20 protein-coding genes are annotated in these 18,128 nt (G+C 66.9%); 5 read left to right on the plus strand and 15 right to left on the minus strand.

Annotation, left to right across the window (positions count from 1 at the left end; all coding sequences use genetic code 11):
* Nucleotides 1-111: 111 nt before the first annotated feature.
* From ACP3TD_RS16595 to ACP3TD_RS16605, 3 genes are all read left to right on the plus strand, one after another.
* A complete protein-coding gene (locus tag ACP3TD_RS16595; protein WP_015938250.1) occupies nucleotides 112-660 on the plus strand; it encodes a YceI family protein in 549 nt (182 codons plus the stop codon).
* A 156-nt stretch (nucleotides 661-816) separates the two neighbouring features.
* On the plus strand, nucleotides 817-1,281 hold the full coding sequence (locus ACP3TD_RS16600; protein ID WP_426764078.1) for a hypothetical protein: 465 nt from the start codon (nucleotides 817-819) through the stop codon (nucleotides 1,279-1,281).
* Nucleotides 1,282-1,393: 112 nt separating this feature from the next.
* Nucleotides 1,394-2,290, plus strand: coding sequence for a hypothetical protein (locus tag ACP3TD_RS16605; protein WP_426764079.1), 897 nt, complete (start codon nucleotides 1,394-1,396; stop codon nucleotides 2,288-2,290).
* A gap of 47 nt (nucleotides 2,291-2,337) precedes the next feature.
* On the opposite strand, the gene ACP3TD_RS16610 is transcribed toward ACP3TD_RS16605, so the two are convergent.
* Together ACP3TD_RS16610 and ACP3TD_RS16615 are read right to left on the minus strand one after the other, a co-directional pair.
* Entirely contained in the window at nucleotides 2,338-3,042 is a 705-nt protein-coding gene (locus tag ACP3TD_RS16610) for a redox-sensing transcriptional repressor Rex (protein ID WP_426764080.1), read from the minus strand.
* A 91-nt stretch (nucleotides 3,043-3,133) separates the two neighbouring features.
* Nucleotides 3,134-3,388 carry a glutaredoxin family protein gene (locus tag ACP3TD_RS16615; protein WP_426764081.1) on the minus strand — a complete coding sequence of 85 codons (255 nt, stop codon included), beginning with the start codon at nucleotides 3,386-3,388 and terminating at the stop codon, nucleotides 3,134-3,136.
* Nucleotides 3,389-3,476: 88 nt separating this feature from the next.
* On the opposite strand from ACP3TD_RS16615, the gene ACP3TD_RS16620 reads away from it, so the two are divergent.
* Entirely contained in the window at nucleotides 3,477-4,295 is an 819-nt protein-coding gene (locus ACP3TD_RS16620; protein WP_091722788.1) for an HAD family hydrolase, read from the plus strand.
* Nucleotides 4,296-4,373: 78 nt separating this feature from the next.
* Here ACP3TD_RS16620 and ACP3TD_RS16625 read toward each other — a convergent pair whose 3' ends face one another.
* The 11 genes from ACP3TD_RS16625 to ACP3TD_RS16675 form a co-directional block, all read right to left on the minus strand.
* Entirely contained in the window at nucleotides 4,374-4,472 is a 99-nt protein-coding gene (locus tag ACP3TD_RS16625) for a 30S ribosomal protein bS22 (RefSeq protein ID WP_003792170.1), read from the minus strand.
* A 192-nt stretch (nucleotides 4,473-4,664) separates the two neighbouring features.
* Complete coding sequence (locus tag ACP3TD_RS16630) at nucleotides 4,665-4,877, minus strand: helix-turn-helix domain-containing protein (RefSeq protein ID WP_426764082.1); 213 nt, start codon at nucleotides 4,875-4,877, stop codon at nucleotides 4,665-4,667.
* A 182-nt stretch (nucleotides 4,878-5,059) separates the two neighbouring features.
* A complete protein-coding gene (locus ACP3TD_RS16635) occupies nucleotides 5,060-6,163 on the minus strand; it encodes a 3-deoxy-7-phosphoheptulonate synthase (protein WP_426764083.1) in 1,104 nt (367 codons plus the stop codon).
* A gap of 298 nt (nucleotides 6,164-6,461) precedes the next feature.
* Nucleotides 6,462-7,481: an acetylxylan esterase gene (locus tag ACP3TD_RS16640; RefSeq protein WP_426764084.1), complete on the minus strand. Its 1,020-nt coding sequence runs from the start codon at nucleotides 7,479-7,481 to the stop codon at nucleotides 6,462-6,464.
* 9 nt (nucleotides 7,482-7,490) lie between these two features.
* Nucleotides 7,491-8,144 carry a LutC/YkgG family protein gene (locus tag ACP3TD_RS16645; protein WP_426764085.1) on the minus strand — a complete coding sequence of 218 codons (654 nt, stop codon included), beginning with the start codon at nucleotides 8,142-8,144 and terminating at the stop codon, nucleotides 7,491-7,493.
* Nucleotides 8,141-9,613 (minus strand): LutB/LldF family L-lactate oxidation iron-sulfur protein, encoded by a 1,473-nt coding sequence (locus ACP3TD_RS16650; protein WP_426764086.1) that lies wholly within the window; start codon nucleotides 9,611-9,613, stop codon nucleotides 8,141-8,143. Before ACP3TD_RS16650 ends, ACP3TD_RS16645 begins: the two co-directional genes overlap by 4 nt.
* Nucleotides 9,613-10,416 (minus strand): (Fe-S)-binding protein, encoded by an 804-nt coding sequence (locus ACP3TD_RS16655; protein ID WP_426764087.1) that lies wholly within the window; start codon nucleotides 10,414-10,416, stop codon nucleotides 9,613-9,615. The genes ACP3TD_RS16650 and ACP3TD_RS16655 overlap by 1 nt, the downstream gene beginning before the upstream one ends.
* Nucleotides 10,417-10,420: 4 nt before the next feature.
* Complete coding sequence (locus ACP3TD_RS16660) at nucleotides 10,421-11,935, minus strand: rhamnulokinase (protein WP_426764088.1); 1,515 nt, start codon at nucleotides 11,933-11,935, stop codon at nucleotides 10,421-10,423.
* Complete coding sequence (locus ACP3TD_RS16665; protein ID WP_426764089.1) at nucleotides 11,932-13,968, minus strand: bifunctional aldolase/short-chain dehydrogenase; 2,037 nt, start codon at nucleotides 13,966-13,968, stop codon at nucleotides 11,932-11,934. Before ACP3TD_RS16665 ends, ACP3TD_RS16660 begins: the two co-directional genes overlap by 4 nt.
* 5 nt (nucleotides 13,969-13,973) lie before the next feature.
* Nucleotides 13,974-15,140, minus strand: a complete 1,167-nt coding sequence (gene rhaI, locus ACP3TD_RS16670) for an L-rhamnose isomerase (protein WP_426764090.1) — start codon at nucleotides 15,138-15,140, stop codon at nucleotides 13,974-13,976.
* Nucleotides 15,141-15,217: 77 nt separating this feature from the next.
* The gene (locus ACP3TD_RS16675) at nucleotides 15,218-15,565 is read right to left on the minus strand and encodes an L-rhamnose mutarotase (RefSeq protein ID WP_426764091.1); all 348 of its coding nucleotides are present in this window, start codon (nucleotides 15,563-15,565) and stop codon (nucleotides 15,218-15,220) included.
* Nucleotides 15,566-15,716: 151 nt separating this feature from the next.
* Here ACP3TD_RS16675 and ACP3TD_RS16680 point away from each other — a divergent pair, with 151 nt between their 5' ends.
* Complete coding sequence (locus ACP3TD_RS16680) at nucleotides 15,717-16,730, plus strand: LacI family DNA-binding transcriptional regulator (RefSeq protein WP_426764092.1); 1,014 nt, start codon at nucleotides 15,717-15,719, stop codon at nucleotides 16,728-16,730.
* A gap of 6 nt (nucleotides 16,731-16,736) precedes the next feature.
* On the opposite strand, the gene ACP3TD_RS16685 is transcribed toward ACP3TD_RS16680, so the two are convergent.
* Nucleotides 16,737-17,411 (minus strand): DUF1961 family protein, encoded by a 675-nt coding sequence (locus tag ACP3TD_RS16685; protein ID WP_426764093.1) that lies wholly within the window; start codon nucleotides 17,409-17,411, stop codon nucleotides 16,737-16,739.
* The gene (locus tag ACP3TD_RS16690; protein ID WP_426764094.1) at nucleotides 17,412-18,113 is read right to left on the minus strand and encodes a rhamnogalacturonan acetylesterase; all 702 of its coding nucleotides are present in this window, start codon (nucleotides 18,111-18,113) and stop codon (nucleotides 17,412-17,414) included.
* Nucleotides 18,114-18,128: the final 15 nt, after the last annotated feature.

Genomic DNA, 18,128 nt, shown 5'->3' on the forward strand with positions numbered 1-18,128 from the left:
CAAAAGATGCAAATGCATGTTTATACTGGATGCAGCAAGTTAGTTGAGACTTCAACCGATGAAGTTTCAACAGCAGAACCCCGCAGGCACGCAGACACAAGGAGCAACATCATGGCACTTCCCGCAGACGTCACCACCGGCACCTGGACCCTCGACAACTCCCACAGCGAAATCGGCTTCACCGTCCGGCACGCCGGCATCAGCAAGGTGCGCGGACAGTTCACCGACGCCACTGCCACGCTCGAGCTCGCCGAGGACGTAGCCCAGTCCAAGATCGCCGCCACCATCAACACCGCCAGCTTCGACTCCGGCGACGCCAACCGCGACGGCCACGTCAAGGGCGAGGACTTCTTCGACGTGGAGAAGTTCCCGGAAATGTCCTTCGTGTCCAACGGCCTGGTGGCCAAGGGCAACAGCTACGAACTGACCGGCGACCTCACCATCAAGGGCGTCACCCGCCCCGTGACCCTCGAAACCGAATTCAACGGCGTGGCTGTTGATCCCTTCGGCAACACCCGCGCCGGCGTCTCCGCAGAGACCACCATCAGCCGCAAGGACTTCGGCCTGACCTGGAACGCCGTCCTCGAGACCGGTGGCGTGCTGGTCAGCGACAAGGTTGCCATCAACCTGGAACTGGCTTTCATCGCCCCCGCTGCATAAGCTGCGAATCCTTCGGGCGAAACCCCGGCGCCGCCCCCCAGGGTGGGCCGGGGTTTCCCGTTTAAGCAGGGGCCCTTACGCAGCGCCCGGCCCGGCACATGCGGCGCGGCGGCGCGAGGCCCGGCCACGCACGACGACGGCGCTACAGTGAACGCCATGAGCAACTCCCCCACCGCTCCCCGCAGCGGGGCTGCCGCGATGTTTTCCCTCGCCGGGCTGCCCCTTGAACTCAAGGTCTCCTTCTGGATCTGGTTTGTGGGCGGTGTCCTGTCCATGCTGGGCGGCCTGCTGGGCATGCTGGCTTCGCTGGTCCTGTTCGCAGCCGCACCGGCGGCCGCCATGGGCGTGGTGGTGCTGATGCTGCTGGCCGCCGCGGTGGGGGCGGCCCAGATGGTGTTCGCGCTCAAGATGAAAGCGGGGCGGTCCTGGGCACGGGTGGCCCTCACCGTGCTGGCGGCCAGCACCCTTGGACTCGCCGTGGTGAACGGCTCCGCCGGCACCGGCCAGGCCGGGAACTGGGTGGCGTTCGTGGTGGCGCTGGCTGCTACCGTCCTGATGTGGTTGCCGAAGGCGCAGGCCTGGTTCCGCGGAAGTCCGCGCCGGAATACCTCTTCCGAATGATCCCCAAGGGCGGCGGCCGGGGGTACGGTGGTCTTAAGTCATGCTGGGGGTAGGGGCACTGGACCGATCCTCGGCAACCCACCTGTAACCCGACATGAATAGAGGACCGCTCATGAGCACTCCCCCTGTCCCGCCGCCGGGATCCAACGATCCCCACTCCGGCAGTTCAAACACCGGCAACCCGAACTCCAACGGCGATGCCGGCAACCAGCCGCCGCGCTTTGGCGAAAACGCCCCGCAGTATGGCCAGAACGCACCCCAGTACGGCCAGAATGCGCCGCAGCATGGCCAGGACCAGCCGCAATACGGCCAAAACGCTCCCCAGTACGGGCAGAACGCGCCGCAGCAGGGCCAGCAGTTCAGTTCGCAGCCGCCGGCCACTCCGCAATACGGCCAAAACGCACCCCAGCAGGGCCAGCAGTACGGCCAGGGTTACGGGCAGCAGTTCGGGCAGAACGCCCCGGGCGGGCAGCAGTTCGGCCAGTCGCCGTACGGCCAGGCCCCCTACCCGTCCGAGCAGCCCCAGGCGGCCGGCAGCAACGGCGTTCCCCAGCTGGTCAACATCTCCTTCTGGCTCCTGCTCGCGGCAGCAGCCATTTTCGTAATTTCCATGCTGACGGGCCTCGGGCAGCTGAACGACCCCGCATTCCGCCAGACGTTCGAGGACCAGATGGAGTCGAGCGGCGCCGCGGGAGTGACGTACGACGACGTCCAGGGCTTCATTGGCGGAACCCTTGTGGTGTTCGCCATCCTCGGCGCCGGCCTGTACTTCCTGGTGGCCTTCTTCGTCCGCAAGGGCAAGAACTGGGCACGCATCCTGGGAACGGTCTTCGCGGGCCTGTCGGTCTTCGGGCTGTTCGGCATCCCCACGTTCGGCACGCTCGGGACCGTCCTGGGCATCGCGGCCATCGTGCTGCTGTACCTGCCGGCCTCTGCCCCGTATTTCCGGAAGCAGCAGCCCTTCGCCAACCCTTATGGTGGCGGTTTCGGCAGCCCGTACGGCCGCTGACCCTTTAGTTCCACTCCCGCGGGCGCGGGTTCCGGACCTGCCGTTTTCTAGGCAGTCTGCTCCGGGGCCTGCGCCCGCTGTGCGTGGTAGGCAAGGATTTGAAGCTCGGTGGCCATGTCCACCTTGCGCAGGTTGACGCCTTCGGGAACCTGCAGCATCACGGGGGCGAAGCTCAGGACGCTCCGCACGCCGGCCGACACCACACGGTCGCAGACCCCCTGGGCTACCGCTGCCGGCAGTGCCAGCACCACCATGTTGGCTCCGGTCCGGTGCAGTACCGCTTCCAGGTCCGCGACATCGCTGACCCGCAGCCATCCCACTTCGTTTCCCACCACCATCTGGTCGGCGTCGAAGATGGCCACAACGTCGAATCCCCGGGACTCGAACCCGCCGTACCGGGCCAGGGCCTTGCCCAGGTTGCCGGCGCCCACAATGGCCACCTTCCAGTCGTGCGTCAGGCCCAGTGCGGCAGCAATATGGCGGCTCAGGTACTGGACTTCGTAGCCCACTCCGCGGGTGCCGTAGGAGCCTACGTGGGAGAGGTCCTTGCGAAGGGTGGAGGAGCTGACTCCGGAGGCTTCGGCCAGAGATTCGGATGACACCCGCTCGATGCCGTCGGCCAGCAGGGTGTTGAGGGCGCGGAGGTAGATCGTCAGCCGTGCCACCGCTGCGGGCGGAATCTGCTTGGCTGGCGTACCCGTGGCGTCCGGCAGGTCCGGGACAGCCTGGGGAGTTGAGTCCAGCGAAGTCACCAGCCCCTCCCTTGCATCGCGTTGTGCCTCCACTCTAGAGCCCCATCGCCGGTGCCAACAAAGCAGGCACCGTCACGTCGGACCGTTCCCCCTACTGCGCCATGGCCCGCTGCAGGACGCGTTCCAGGCGGGCTTCGTCGATCTTCCAGAAGTCGCGCTGCACACCGTCCACGAGGACCACGGGGATTTCCTCCGCGTAGCGCTCACGCAGTTCGGGCTGGTTGTCCACCAACTCTTCGTTCCACGTAAGGCCCAAAGCGGCAGTGACCCGGCCGACGGCGTCGCGCGCGTCCTCGCACAGGTGGCAGTTCGCTTTGGTGACCAGGACAACATGGGGTGTGGGCATGCTTTAACGGTAGCGCCGTTGAAGCATGCCCACACCACGCCCGGCATGCCGACCGCGGCCGCCCGGTGGATTGACTAGACTCAAGTCCATGCCCGAGGAGAAATACGTCGCAGTTGTGACCCGGCCGGTCGCTGCGCCGCAGCCGGGCGAAGCGGCGTTTTTCGATGTGGACAACACCCTCATGCGCGGCGCCAGCCTGTTCCACGTTGCCCGGAAGATGCACCAGCGGGGGGCGTTCACGCTGGCCGAGGCAGCCGGTTTCGCCTGGAAGCAGTTCAAGTTCGTGGCCCGCGGCGAGAACATCGACGACGTCCACGCTGTCCGTGATTCCGCGCTCACCCTCGCTGCAGGCATCGCCGTGGACGACATCAAGGCGCTGGGCGAAGAGGTCTACGACGAGATGATCGCCTCTCGGATCTGGCCCGGAGCCAAGGCACTGGCAGAACAGCACCTCAGGGTGGGCCGCCGCGTCTGGCTGGTCACCGCCACCCCCATTGAAGTTGCCACCGTCATCTCCACCCGGCTGGGCCTGACCGGGGCGCTGGGAACGGTGGGCGAGGTCTCGGACGGGATGTACACGGGCAGGCTGGTGGGAGACATCCTGCACGGCTCCGCCAAAGCGGTGGCGGTGCAGGGCATCGCCGACGCCGAGGACCTGGACCTCAAGCGCTGCTGGGCCTACAGCGACTCCTATAACGACATTCCGCTGCTGTCCCTGGTGGGCCATCCCGTGGCCATCAACCCGGATGCCAAGCTGCGCCGCCACGCACGCGACAACAACTGGCCGGTGTACGACTTCCGCGCCGGCCGCCGGGCTGCGACCTTCGGCCTCAAGGCCGCAACCATGGGCGGCGCCGTGTACGGCCTCTGGAAGGGCTTCGCGAGGATCCGCGGCCCCCGGGCGTAAGGCCGGCACCGCTGAGGGCAAAAGAAATGCCCGCCACCTCGGAAGGCGGCGGGCATTTCCACGCTGTTCGAAGTATCTCTACTTCTTATTGCGGCGCTGGTGACGGGTCTTGCGAAGCAGCTTGCGGTGCTTCTTCTTGGCCATACGCTTGCGACGCTTCTTGATAACTGAACCCACGAAAGTTCCTTACAAACTAGATGCAGTACCTGTCTGATGGAAATGGTCCGCGGACAAAGCTACGAACTGAACAACTGACAGATTCTTACAATGACGTAAAACGTTCCTTAACAGGGTACCGCTTCCGGGAGGCGGCTTCTAACCGGCACGGCGTTCACCCGGGACGAATACCGGATTTGCGGCGGTACTGGATCAGGCGGTGCCTGTTTGCCCGTCCACCACGGCTCCCCTGAGGTACTGGTCCACAGCAGTCTCGGGCACGCGGTAGGAGCGGCCAAAGCGTACTGCCGGCATTTCACCGGAGTGGACCAGGCGGTAGACGGTCATTTTGGAGACGCGCATGACCTGGGCAACTTCTGCCACGGTCAGGAACTTCGCGTTCGAGAAGTTCTGTTCTGCGGACATTTCCCTATTTTCCTTTGCTGACGGATGGACACAGTGGACCCCCGGTTCGTACCAAATGCGGTGTTCCGATGCTGAGCCATCCACCAACCACCTATCCAGATACTCTAGATGTTCCTGTGGCAGAAGTGAAAGTAGTAGGGTCCCCCTATTTGCCCGGCGTCCCACCCTTCCCGTAGGCCTCGTCAGCCGCGGCGCTTGCGGGCTGAGGCGGCCAGCTGTTCCAGCACCGACGCCGAGACGTCCCACTCCATGCACGCATCAGTGACGCTCTGCCCGTAGACCAGCTCATCCCGGCCCGCAGCGTGCTCCATGACATCCAGGTTCTGGGCGCCTCCCACCAGGAAGCTTTCGAGCATCACGCCGGCGATCGCCTGTGCGGCGGAGCCGCCCTCTTCGAGCTGCGCGCCGATTTCCAAGGCCACTTCCGCCTGGCGGTGATGGCTCTTGCCGCTGTTGGCGTGGCTGGCGTCCACGATCAGGCGCGGGTTCAGTCCTTTGCCGGCCAGGGTGGCGGAGGCGGCTTCGACGTCGGCCGTCGAGTAGTTGGGGCCCTTGCGTCCGCCGCGGAGGATGACGTGCGTGTCCGGGTTGCCGGCGGTGGCCACCAGCGCGGCCCGGCCGTCGCCGTCGATCCCCAGGAACGCCTGGGCTGCCGCGGCGGCACCGCAGGCGTCGATGGCAACCTGCAGGCCGCCGTCGGTCCCGTTCTTGAAGCCGATGGGCATGGAGAGTCCGGAAGCGAGCTGGCGGTGGATCTGGCTCTCGGTGGTGCGGGCCCCGATGGCGCCCCAGGAGATGAGGTCAGCCATGTACTGCGGGCTGATCGGTTCGAGGAACTCGGTGGCGGTGGGCAGTCCAAGGGCTGTGACCTGCTGCAGGAAGTGGCGTGCGGTCCGCAGCCCGGTGACCATGTCGTGGCTGCCGTCCAGCCGCGGATCGTTGATCAGGCCCTTCCAGCCCACGGTGGTGCGCGGCTTCTCGAAGTAGGTCCGCATGACGATCAACAGGTCTTCCTTGTGCTTCTCAGCCTGGCTGACCAGCCGGCGGGCGTATTCCAGCCCGGCCTTGGGGTCGTGGATGGAGCACGGGCCCACGATCACCAGCAGGCGGTCGTCCACGCCGTCCATGATGGCTCGGACTTCATCGCGGCCGCGTTCGACGACGGCCGCTGCCTGCGCGTCGAGGGGCAGGTCCGCGATCAGTTCGGAAGGGGTGGGCAGCGGAGTGAATTCGCTGACGCGCAGGTTCGAGGTGGATTGTGCTGCTGCGGCTGTTGCGGTGCTCATGTTCGGGTCCTGTTCCAGATGGGAAGCGGGCCCGGATTTCAGAACCCGCCGGAGAAACGGCGAAGGGCAGAGAATGATCTCTGCCCTGTTGGCTCTGAAGGAAAGTTGGATGCGTGTCAGTTAGACGCGGGCCCCTCCAGAGCCAACGAAAAATACGCATACCAACGGTTAGTCATGGGAAGACCATAGGCTCACGCCAGCCGAACCGCCAAATCGCCTCGCAACTAAGTAGCAGTAGATGTCGTTTTGAGGCTCCAAAACGACATCTACTGCTACTTAGTTGGGTTGGGGGGGCAGGTCAGCCCAAGATCTTGCGCAGAAACAACAGCTGCCTGATCCACTGGTGTTCCTGGCCACCTTCGTGGTTGTTGAACCGGTAGACCTCGATCTCCTTGGCCGCCCCGGTTCCGGAAGAACCGGCGTCACCCGCGCCGTAGGCGTTGAAGCTGGCAAAGACCGTGGACGGCGGGCAGACGTCATCCATTTGCGCCACCGAGTAGAGCGCCGGCACGGTTGCCCAGCGGGCCAGGTTGACGCCGTCGAAATACCGCAGGACTTCGAGGATGGAGTCGTACCGGTCGCGGTGGCGGCCAAGGAACTGGGCGATTTCCGGGTACGGGCCGCGGGGTGTGATGTCGATGGCGCGCGGGAAGTCCTGCAGGAAGGGGACGTCCGGCAGCGCGGCGATGACGCCGTCGAGCCTCCCGGCCGCAAGGCCTGCCGTGGCCACCACGATGCCGCCGCCCTGGCTGACGCCGGCCAGCACCACCTTGCGGGGGTCGACGGCGGGATGGGACTGCGCGGCTTCCACGGCCCGGAAGGCGTCCACGTAGACGCGCCGGTAGTAGTAGTCCTCCCTGCTTCCGGCACCCCGGGTCATGAGGCCCGCGTGGGCTACGTCCCCCGCGGAAGGGTGCGGGTCCGGCGTATCGCCGATGAGGCCCCCGTAACCCTGCCCGCGGGTGTCCATGATGAAGTGCGCATAGCCCGCCTGGGCCCAGCGGGTGTCCTGGTTGACCAGGCCGCGGCCGCCCGAGTAGCCGGCATACTGGACCACCACGGGCAGGCGTGCACCCGGTTCACGGTTGGCCGGCAGGTGCAGCCAGCCTTTGATGGGCGCCCCGCCGTACCCGGCAAACGTGGCGTCGAACGTGTCGATGAGGCTGAGGTAGTTCTCGACAGGTTCGAAGGTAGCCTCCAGCGGAAAGGCCCGCGCCTCTTCGATGGTCGTGTCCCAAAACGCCGCAAGGTCGTTGGGCGGTGTCACGTCGGAGGTATAGCCGCGGAGCTGGGCCAGGGGAAGGTCAAAGAGGGGCATGGCTAGATCCTATGACGCGGGAACGTTCCCGGGCTGCTTGATGATGATGACATCCAGCCGGCGTGGACCGTGGACGCCTTCGACACGTTCGAGTTCGATGTCCGAGGTGGCGCTGGGGCCGCTGATCATGGTGAGCGGCCGGGTGCCGTTCAGGCGACGGAGGGCCTCGGGGAGGATCTGGGTGATGTCGCGGCTGTGGACCACGCAGATATGGTGGTCCGGGATCAGCGAGATGGCGCGGCGGCCCTGGTCGGGGCTGCCGTCCAGGATGATGGTCCCGGATTCGGCGACGGTCACCGCGCTGGAGGTCACGACGGCGTCTGTTGCGTCGAGTTCGGTGACGGACCGCGCGCCGTGCCCGCCGCCGTCGTACTTCACCCTGGAAGGTTCCGTCTCCCACGCGAGCCAGGCCGGGTCCAGCCCGGCGGGCACCACGTAGGAGCCCGCGCCGGCGAGGAGGCCCTGGAGGGTGGCGGGAACGGCGGCTTCGTCCACCACCGTCACGCCGGCTTTGTAGTCCTCCAGCCGGTCCACCAGCACGTCGATGCGTTCCTGCGCGTTGAGGTTCCCCTCCAACCGGTAGGCCCGCGGGATGTCCGGGACGGCGGGGGCGTCCTGCAGCGCGGTGCGGACGGCGGCGAGGATGTGTTGGCGGGTGCTCATGATTCCTTGTGCTCCTTGGCCCACCAGTCGCGGAAGGACTGGGACGGGGGCGCGGGGATGTCGCGGCTCTGGGTCCAGCCGGCGGCGATGCCCGGCAGTTTCTTGATCTTTTTGTCCTTCCCGGCAGCGGCGCGGCCCAGGGGCAGGAGCTTTTCGACGGCGCCCAGCCGGCGTCCGTCGGACAGCGCCCAGGAGGCTGCCTTGAGCCCGACGTCCAGCTGGGACGGGAGTCCGCCGCGGTGGGCGTCCACGTCCTTGCCGCGGAGGTGGACCAGGATGTCCGGGATGTTGATCTTGACCGGGCAGGCATCGTAGCAGGCCCCGCAGAGCGAGGACGCGTACGGCAGCGAACCGTTCTCCTCGGCTTCGACGCCGGTCATCAGCGGCGACAGGATGGCGCCGATGGGGCCCGGGTACGTTGAGCCGTAGGCGTGGCCGCCGGTGCGTTCGTAGACGGGGCAGACGTTGATGCAGGCGCTGCAGCGGATGCAGTGCAGGGCCGAGCGGCCCATCTCATCGGCCAGGGCATTGGTCCGTCCGTTGTCCAGCAGGATGACGTGGAATGTCGAAGGCCCGTCGCCCTCGGTGACCCCGGACCAGAGGGAGGTGTAAGGGTTCATCCGCTCGCCGGTGGAGGAGCGCGGCAGGAGCTGCAGGAACACTTCAAGGTCGGAGAACGTGGGCAGCAGTTTCTCGATGCCCATGACCGTGATGAGGGTTTCGGGGAGTGTGAGGCACATGCGGCCGTTACCTTCGGACTCCACCACACTGAGGGTCCCGGAGTCTGCGATGCCGAAGTTCGCACCGGAGATCGCCACTTTGGCGGTGAGGAACTTGGCGCGCAGGTGGGCGCGGGCGGCCATGGCGAGGCGGCGCGGTTCGTCCGTGAGGTCCGGATCGACGCCGGGCATTTCCTTGAGGAAGATGTCCCGGACCTCGGTGCGGTTCTTGTGGATTGCCGGGACCAGGATGTGGCTGGGCTTGTCGTGGTCCAGCTGGACGATGAGTTCGGCCAGGTCCGTCTCGTAGGCGGCGATGCCGTGTTCTTCGAGGTATTCGTTCATGCCGATTTCCTGGGTGGCCATCGACTTGACCTTGACTACCTCGTCCACGCCCTCGGCCTTCACAAGGCCGTGGATGATGCGGTTGGCCTCGTCGGCGTCCCGGGCCCAGTGCACCGTGCCGCCGCGGGCGGTGACGTTGGCCTCGAAGGCTTCCAGGAGTTCGGGCAGGCGCGCCATCACCGATGTCTTCAGGGCGCTGCCGGCCTCGCGCAGCTCCTCCCAGTCCGGCAGTTCCCCGGTGACGTTGAGGCGCTTGGTGCGGATGGTGGAGGTGGCGTGCTTCAAATTGCGGCGGAGCTGGCTGTTGCCCAGCTCCCGCCTGGCCGCTGCGGGGAACTTCTCCTCAGCGAAGAGGTTCCCGGAGCCGGGCCGCAGGCCGGGCATTCCAAGTGCGGTGCGGGACATTATTTGACCACCACTTTCACGGTTTGTCCGGCGGGTCCTGGAACGGTGACTGGTTCGGATTCGGTGCTGGCGAGGATCTCGGCCAGATGCAGGGTAGCCACACCTGAGTCCTCCCGGGAAAGGCCGCCGCCGATGTGCATCAGGCAGGAGTAATCCCCGCCGGCGCACACGGACGCCCCGGTGCTGCGGATGTTCGCCGTCTTGTCCGCCAGCATCGCCGAGGAAACGTCGGCGTTCTTCACGGAGAACGTGCCGCCGAACCCGCAGCACTGGTCCGCCTCGGGCAGGTCCAGCAGCTCCAGTCCCTTCACGCCGCGGAGCAGGCCGGCCTGCCGGTCGCCGAGCTTGAGCAGGCGCATACCGTGGCAGGAGGGGTGGTAGGTCACCGCGTGCGGGAAGTAGGAGCCCAGCTGTCCCGCGGGATCGGTGACACCCAGGACGTCCACCAGCAGTTCGGACAGTTCGTAGGTTTTCTTCCCGACGGCGGTTGCCCGCTCCTCGAGCCCGGCATCCCCTGCGCGGCGGGCCACCATGGGGTGCTGGTGCTTCACCGACGCCACGCAGGACCCTGACGGCGCCACGGCGACGTCGTAGTCCTCCGATTCGAAAGCCCGGACGTGGTTGGCCACCACGGGCACGGCTTCCTTGAAGTAGCCGCTGTTGACGTGCATCTGGCCGCAGCAGGCCTGGCCCTTGGGGAAGACCACCTCATGGCCCAGCCGTTCCAGGACCGCCACTGTGGCCTGGGCGGCCCGCGGATACATGCCGTCCACGATGCAGGTGGCGAATAGTGCGATTTTCATAGTGTCAATTCCGGGAGGCGGTAACGGGGAGGTCGAGGGGCTCGTAGCGGTGCAGGCTGGCTCCAGCGGCAATGATCCTGCGCAGGTGGGGCAACCCGCCTGCCACGGCGCCTGCCGCCCGGGCCTGCACGAGCACGTTGCCCAGGGCTGTCGCTTCCACGGGCCCGGCGATGACCGGGCGCCGGGTGGCATCGGCCGTGAGCTGGCAAAGGAGCGCATTCTGCGACCCGCCGCCCACCACATGCACCACGCCCACCGAGCGGTCCGCCAGGCGTTCGGCGTCGGCCAGTGTCCGGGCGTATCCGGCAGCGAGGCTGTCCATGATGCACCGGGTGATGGCTGCGGGGTCGTTCGGCAGCAGCGCGCCGGTGCGCCGGACTGCCGCCCGGATGCGTTCAGGCATGTTGTCCGGGGCGATGAAGTATGGATCATCCGCGTTGATCTGCGGTCCGCCGGCGGGGAGCGCGGCGGCCGCGCCCAACAGGGCCACCAGGTCCGGCTGGAAGCCTTCCGAGGCCCAGGTGCGCTGGCATTCGCTGAGCAGCCAGAGCCCACCGATATTGCGCAGGTACCGGACGGTGCCGTCCACGCCGCGTTCGTTGGTGAAGTTCGCCTCCCGGCTGGCTTCGGTGAGGACCGGGTTCGGCAGCTCCAGGCCCACCAGGGACCAGGTGCCGGAGGAGACGTAGGCGAAGTCCCCGCCGTCGGCGTCCGTATCAGCCGGGACTGCCGCGACGGCGGACGCGGTGTCGTGCGAGCCCACGGCCACCACGGGCGTGCTGGACGGCAGGCCCACCGCTTCAGCAATGGCCGGGAGGAGGGTGCCGAACGCCTCGCCGGGCTGGATCAGCGGCGGGAACAGGTCCTTCCGCAGTCCCAGCGCCGCCAGGAATTCGGTGGCCCACTCCCCCGCCACGGCGTCGAACAAGCCGGTGGTGGAGGCGTTGGTGGCCTCGGTCCGGCGGGCTCCCGTGAGCAGGAATGCGATAAGGTCCGGGATCAGGAGGGCCTGCAGCCCGTCGAGGTCCTTCTCGGTGGCCAGCTGGTAAATCGTGTTGAACTGCAGGAACTGCAGGCCGGTGGTGGCGTACAGCCGCTCCGGGTCCAGTTTCCGGTGGACAGGCTCCACGGCGGCCCGGCTGCGGTCATCGCGGTAGCTGAACGGCTGCGCCACGAGGTTACCCGCAGCGTCCACCAGGCCGTAGTCCACGGCCCAGGTGTCGATGCCGATGCTGGCGATCCTTTCGCCCTGCCCGGCGGCCACCGTGGCGGCCGTGCGGAGGCCTGCGAGCACCTCCGCGAGGAGGGCGTCGAAGTTCCAGCGGAGGCCGCCGTCGATCTCCACCACGCCGTTGGGGAAGCGGTGGACGGTTTCCAGCGACACCCCGGACTCCGGTGAAACACGGCCGAGCATGACGCGGCCGGACGAGGCGCCGATATCGACGGCGGCGAAGACGCTGCCGGCGAAGGCGCCAGAGGGAGTGTCCGCGCCGTCGATATCGTGTGACAACGTGTTCACCGGAGGAATGCTGCGGCCACTCCGGCGTCCACGGGGATGTGCAGGCCGGTGGTGTGGGACAGTTCGTTGCTGGTGAGGACGGCGGCGGCGTTGGCCACGTGCTCGGGCAGGACTTCGCGCTTGAGCAGGGTGCGCTGGGCGTAGTACTCGCCCAGTTTCTCTTCGTCCACGCCGTAGACCGCGGCGCGCTTGGCGCCCCAGCCGCCGGCGAAGATCCCGGAGCCGCGGACCACGCCGTCGGGGTTGATGCCGTTGACGCGGATACCGTGCTCGCCCAGTTCGGCGGCGAGCAGGCGCACCTGGTGGGCCTGGTCTGCCTTGGTGGCGGAGTAGGCGATGTTGTTGGGGCCGGCGAACACGGAGTTCTTGGAGGAGATGTAGATGATGTCCCCGCCCAGGCCCTGGGCGATCATGACCTTCGCAGCGGCCTTGGCCACCAGGAAGGAGCCCTTGGCCATCACGTTGTGCTGCAGGTCCCAGTCCTTTTCCGTGGTTTCCAGCAGCGGCTTGGAGATGGACAGGCCGGCGTTGTTGACCACCAGGTCCACGCCGCCGAACGCGAGCACCGCGGCGTCGATCGCGGCGGCCACCTGGGCCTCGTCGGTGACGTCGGCCTGGACACCGATAGCAACATCTGGTCCGCCCAGTTCCTCGGCCACCTTCTGGGCGTTCTCCAGGTTCAGGTCGGCGATGACCACGCACGCGCCTTCCGCGGCGAGGCGGGTGGCGATGGCCTTGCCGATGCCGGACGCCGCACCGGTCACCAGGGCGATGCGGGTGGCGTGCGATTTCTGCTTGGGCATCCGGGCCAGCTTGGCTTCCTCCAGGGCCCAGTACTCGATGCGGAACTTCTCGGATTCCTCGATGGGGGCGTAGGTGGAGATCGCTTCGGCGCCGCGCATCACGTTGATGGCGTTGATGTAGAACTCCCCGGCCACCCGGGCGGTCTGCTTGTTCGCACCGAAGGAGAACATGCCCACGCCGGGAACCAGCACGATGGCCGGGTCCGCGCCGCGCAGCGCCGGGCTGTCCTGGTCTGCGTGGCGGTCGTAGTAGGCCTGGTAGTCCTCGCGGTAGGCAGTGTGGAGTTCTGTGAGCCTGGCAATCGAGTCCTCGATGGAGGCGTCGGCGGGCAGGTCCAGGATCAGCGGCTTGACCTTGGTGCGCAGGAAGTGGTCCGGGCAGGAGGTGCCCAGCGCGCCCAGGCGCGGGTGCTCGGCGGCTTCGAGGAAGTCGAGGACGACGGCGTCATCGCTGAAGTGCCCCAGCTGCGGTTTGTCCGTGGAGGCGAGGCCCCGGATCACCGGTGCCAGGGCGGCGGCCTTGGCGCGGCGCTCTGCGTCGGGCAGGGCCCCATAACCGGGGAGCTTGGCGCCGAAGGGCTCGGCCTTCCCGTTGTCCCTGATGTACTTTTCGGCCTGGTCGATGATCCACAGCGAGTTCTGCTCTGCTTCTTCGCTGGTGGCGCCCCAGGCGGTGATGCCGTGGCCGCCCAGGATGGTGCCGATGGCCTGCGGGTTGGCTTCCTTGATCGCGGCGATGTCCAGGCCCAGCTGGAAACCGGGGCGGCGCCATGGAACCCAGACCACCTTGTCGCCGAAGACCTTTGACGTCAGCGCTTCGCCGTCCACCGCCGTCGCGATGGCGATGCCGGAGTCCGGGTGCAGGTGGTCCACGTGCGCGGCGTCCACCAGTCCGTGCATGGCGGTGTCGATCGACGGCGCTGCGCCGCCCTTGCCGTGCAGGCAGTAATCGAAGGCAGCCACCATTTCGTCTTCACGGTCGACGCCGGGGTAGACGTTCTTCAGCGCGTTCAGCCGGTCCAGCCGCAGCACGGCAAGGTTCTGGTCCTTCAGCGTGCCGAGGTCCCCGCCGGAACCCTTCACCCACAGGAGTTCGACGTCCTCGCCCGTGACCGGATCCTTCCCGGTGCCTTTGGCGGAGGTGTTGCCGCCGGCGAAGTTGGTGTTCCGCTTGTCCGCGCCGAGGCGGTTGGAACGCGAAATCAGGTCTTCCACAGTCTTGTTGCTCATAGTAATTAGGCGCCCCATCCGGCTTGCTGGCCGCCTGCGCGGTCCTCGTTGATCTGTTTCTGGTAGCCACTGGCTTTGTAGGCGGCCGTCGGGTCCGCGGGCAGGCCGCGGGATTCACGCCACTCGGCCAGGGCGGGACGGACGTCCGTGTAGAAGGCGTCGTTGAAGATGCCGTTGGCGGCCAGGACGTCCCCGGCGCGCTGGGCCTCGGTGAGGGCAGCGGTGTCGATCAGCAGGGCGCGGGCCGTCATTTCCTGGACGTTCAGCACGGACCGGATCTGGCCCGGGATCTTCTCTTCCAGGTTGTGGCACTGGTCCAGCATGAGCGCCACACCGGATTCCTTGCCGAAGCCACCGCCGCGGATCACCTCGTGCATGATGCGGAAGAGCTGGAACGGATCGGCAGCACCCACAATGAGGTCGTCGTCGGCGTAGAAGCGCGAGTTGAAATCGAACGAACCCAGCTTGCCCAGGCGCAGCAGCTGCATCACGATGAATTCGATGTTGGTGCCCGGGGCGTGGTGGCCGGTGTCCAGGCAGACGAACGCCTTCTCGCCCAGTGCCAGCGTCTGGGCGTAGGACGTGCCCCAGTCCGGAACATCGGTGTGATAGAAGGCCGGCTCGAAGAACTTGTACTCCAGGACCAGGCGCTGCTCGTCACCCAGTGCGGCATAGATTTCCTGCAGGGACTCGGCCAGGCGGTCCTGGCGGCCGCGGAGATCATCCTGGCCCGGGTAGTTGGTCCCGTCCGCCAGCCAGATCTTCAGGTCGCGGGAGCCCGTGGCGTGCATGATGTCGATGCAGTCCAGGTGGTGTTCGATGGCGCGGCGGCGCACGGCCTCGTTAGAGGACGTCAGGGAGCCGAACTTGTACTCGTCATCCTGGAAGGTGTTGGAGTTGATGGTGCCCAGTCCCACGCCCAGGCCGGCGGCGTACTCCTTCAGGGCGGAGTAGTCATCCACCTTGTCCCACGGAATATGCAGCGCCACGGTGGGTGCCAGGCCGGTCAGCTCATGGACCTTGGCGGCGTCGGCCAGCTTCTCCTGGACCGTGCGCGGCGTGCCGGGCGTGCCGAACACCTTGAACCGCGTGCCTGAATTTCCATAGGCCCACGAAGGGACCTCGATGGCAAGCTCTCCGAGCCTGCCCAGCGCCTTTGCTACGTCATTCATGATGGTTCTTTCCGGTGTCTTGTGCTGCTGTGGTCTGTTGGGTACTGCCCCGCTGCAGGAGCTGGGTTTGGCTTTGGTTACTGGGTTGTGGAGCCTGCGGCCGCAAGCTGGCCGTCAAGGTTGAACACTTCTTCCAGGACCTGGAACCCCTCGTCGGGCGCCTGGCCGGTGTTCTCGAACAGAGAGGCCATCTCTGCCTGCCAGCGCGAATTGACCTCGGTCAGCGCCATGCGGGCTCGCACGGCGTCGAAGTCGTCGCACTCGACGTAACCCACCAGGAGCCCGTCGTCCGCCAGGAACAGGGAGTAGTTGTTCCAGCCCGCTTCCTTCAGGGCAAGAAGCATCTCCGGCCACACCGCGGCATGGCGCCGCTTGTACTCGTCGATCAGCGCCGGCTGGATCGAGGACCGGAAGCACACCCTCATCTGGAACTCTCCTGAACTCGCGGATATTTGAATCGTTTCATTGGTACGATTCAAAGTACTCTTGAACCTGAGTAGGTGTCAAGCATTTCCACCCGGCCCCAGCAAATGGCCCGTGGAAGTCAGGGCATCCGGACCAGCAGCTCGGAGAATCATGAACCGCACCGCCAGTATCAAGGACGTTGCCAACCACGCCAGCGTTGCCGTGGGCACCGTCTCCAACGTGCTGAATTACCCGGACAGGGTTTCCCAGCGCACCAAGGAACGCGTCCTGAAGGCCATCGACGAACTGGGGTTTGTCCGCAACGACGCGGCCCGCCAGCTCCGCGCCGGCCACAGCCGCACCGTGGGGCTGATTGTCCTGGACGTGGGCAACCCGTTCTTCACATCGGTGGTGCGGGCGGCTGAGGATGCCGCCAGCGTCCACGGCAGCGCGGTGCTGCTGGGCGACAGCGGGCACGACGCCGGCCGCGAAGCCAATTACATCGATCTTTTCCAGGAGCAGCGGGTCCAGGGCCTCCTCATTTCCCCCGTTGGCGACGTCACCGAGCGGCTGGACCTCCTCCGCGAGCGCGGCGTGCCCACGGTCCTGGTGGACCGGCTGGCGGACGAATCCAGGTTCAGTTCGGTTTCGGTGGATGACGACGCCGGCGGGTATCTGGCCGCGCGGCATCTGCTGGACACCGGCCGCCGCCGGCTCGCGTTCGTCGGCGGCCCCACGTCCATCCGGCAGGTATCGGACCGCCTGCAGGGGGCGCAGCGCGCGGTCAAGGAGGAGCCCGACGCAACACTGGAAGTGCTGGCGTCGGAGGGGATGACCGTCCTGGCCGGCCGCAGCGTGGGCAACATGCTGGTGGAACGCAGGCCGGAGGAGCTGCCGGACGGCATCTTCTGCGCCAACGACCTCCTGGCCCTCGGCGTCATGCAGTCCCTCACCATGACCCATACCTTCCGCATCCCGGAGGACGTGGCGCTGATCGGGTATGACGACATCGACTTTGCCGTCTCGGCAGTGGTTCCGCTGTCCTCCATCCGGCAGCCCACCGAGGCCCTGGGCCGCACCGCCATCGAGCTGCTCACCGAGGAAGTGGAGTCCCGGAACGCCACGCACCGCGCGGTGGTGTTCACTCCGGAGCTCGTGGTCCGGCAGAGCACCGGCAAAGCGTAGGACGCGTCAGCGCAGCTTCTCCACCACCAGGTTCCGGTAGGCGGCCCGCAGCGGGGCCATCTGCCGGAACCCGATGCGGCCGCCGCCGAGGACCTTGCCCGACGGGTCTGTCCACTCGAACAGGGTCAACCCGTTGATGGCAAAGGACACCAGCGGGCCGTCCTTCACCACTTCCAGGCGGTAGAAGTCCACCGCGTCGTCCGTGGGCGGCAGCGGGTCAGCGCCCTGCGCCACCAGTTCGAACCCCGCACTCTTGCGGAGGTTGCACGTCCGGAAGGCCCGCTCCGACTCGTACTTGTGCCGGAAATACGAGACGTGCAGGGCATCGATGTCCCCCGAATGGTACTGCGGATAGAACCCGGTCCGCGGGGCCAGGTCCGGGCTGAAGAGATCCAGGCCGCCCTGGCCGGCGGCTGCAAAGAACAGCATGGCCAGGCCCGGCTCTTCGAGCGGCCGGAACTCCCAGCTGATGCGGATTCCGTCCGGAAACTCCTCCGGGCACCAGAACGTCCAGTGCGCGTGGTCGCCGAATTCGGCGTCGTCCAGTGCGCCGGACAGCTCCAGCGCCCCGGAGTGGGTGCCAAGGTTCAGCGGCCCTTCGGCCACCCAGTCCGCGACGTCCGCCGGGCCGTCCAGCGCGTTGCTGTAGAGCACCCCGATGCTCCGTGTGGCGGTGCCCACTCAGGCGCCTCCCGCCGTCGTACCCGCAAGGGCCGGGGCGGTGAGCCCCAGCTCCGCAAGCCCGGCTGCCACGCGCTCCGCAACCACTGCGGCGCCTTCCTGGGAGAAATGCGTGTTGTCCGCGAGCCCGTCCGGCCAGTAGGCATGCTCCCCCGGCGCGAAATGGCAGAACAGCGCCACGGATCCTTCCCGGCCCAGGCGGACGTAAAGCTCCCGCGTCCAGGCATTGAGGTCGATCACCGGGACGCCGAGTTCCAGCCCCAGTTCGCGCACCACCTCGGGGTAGTCCTCCAGGCTTTCCTCCAGCACGTCACCCATACCGGCGGACGACGACGGCGCGTCCCGGAAGTGCCGCCGCTCCACGGAGGTGCACAGCACTGGAGCCGCGCCCAGGGCACGCACCTCCCCCACCATGGTGCGCAGGTTGGCCGCGTAACCGGTGCGCGCTGCCAGGTGCTGCTTCTTCTGGTCGTTGTGGCCGAACTGGATGAGGACCAGATCGCCTTCGCCGGCCTCTGCCAGCAGCGCCGTCCACAGCCCTTCCTCGCGGAAGGACCCGGTACTGGCCCCTCCCTTGGCGAAGTTGTGGACCGCTGCCCGCCGGTAGACGTGCGGGGCCAGCTGCGCGCCCCACCCGCTCATGGGGTACTCGTGCGTGGGACAGTTGGCGACGGTGGAATCACCGGCGAGCAGGATCTTCATGGTCTTCTCTCTGTG

The organism is Pseudarthrobacter sp. 1G09, from assembly GCF_050038305.1.
Classification (GTDB): domain Bacteria; phylum Actinomycetota; class Actinomycetes; order Actinomycetales; family Micrococcaceae; genus Arthrobacter; species Arthrobacter equi.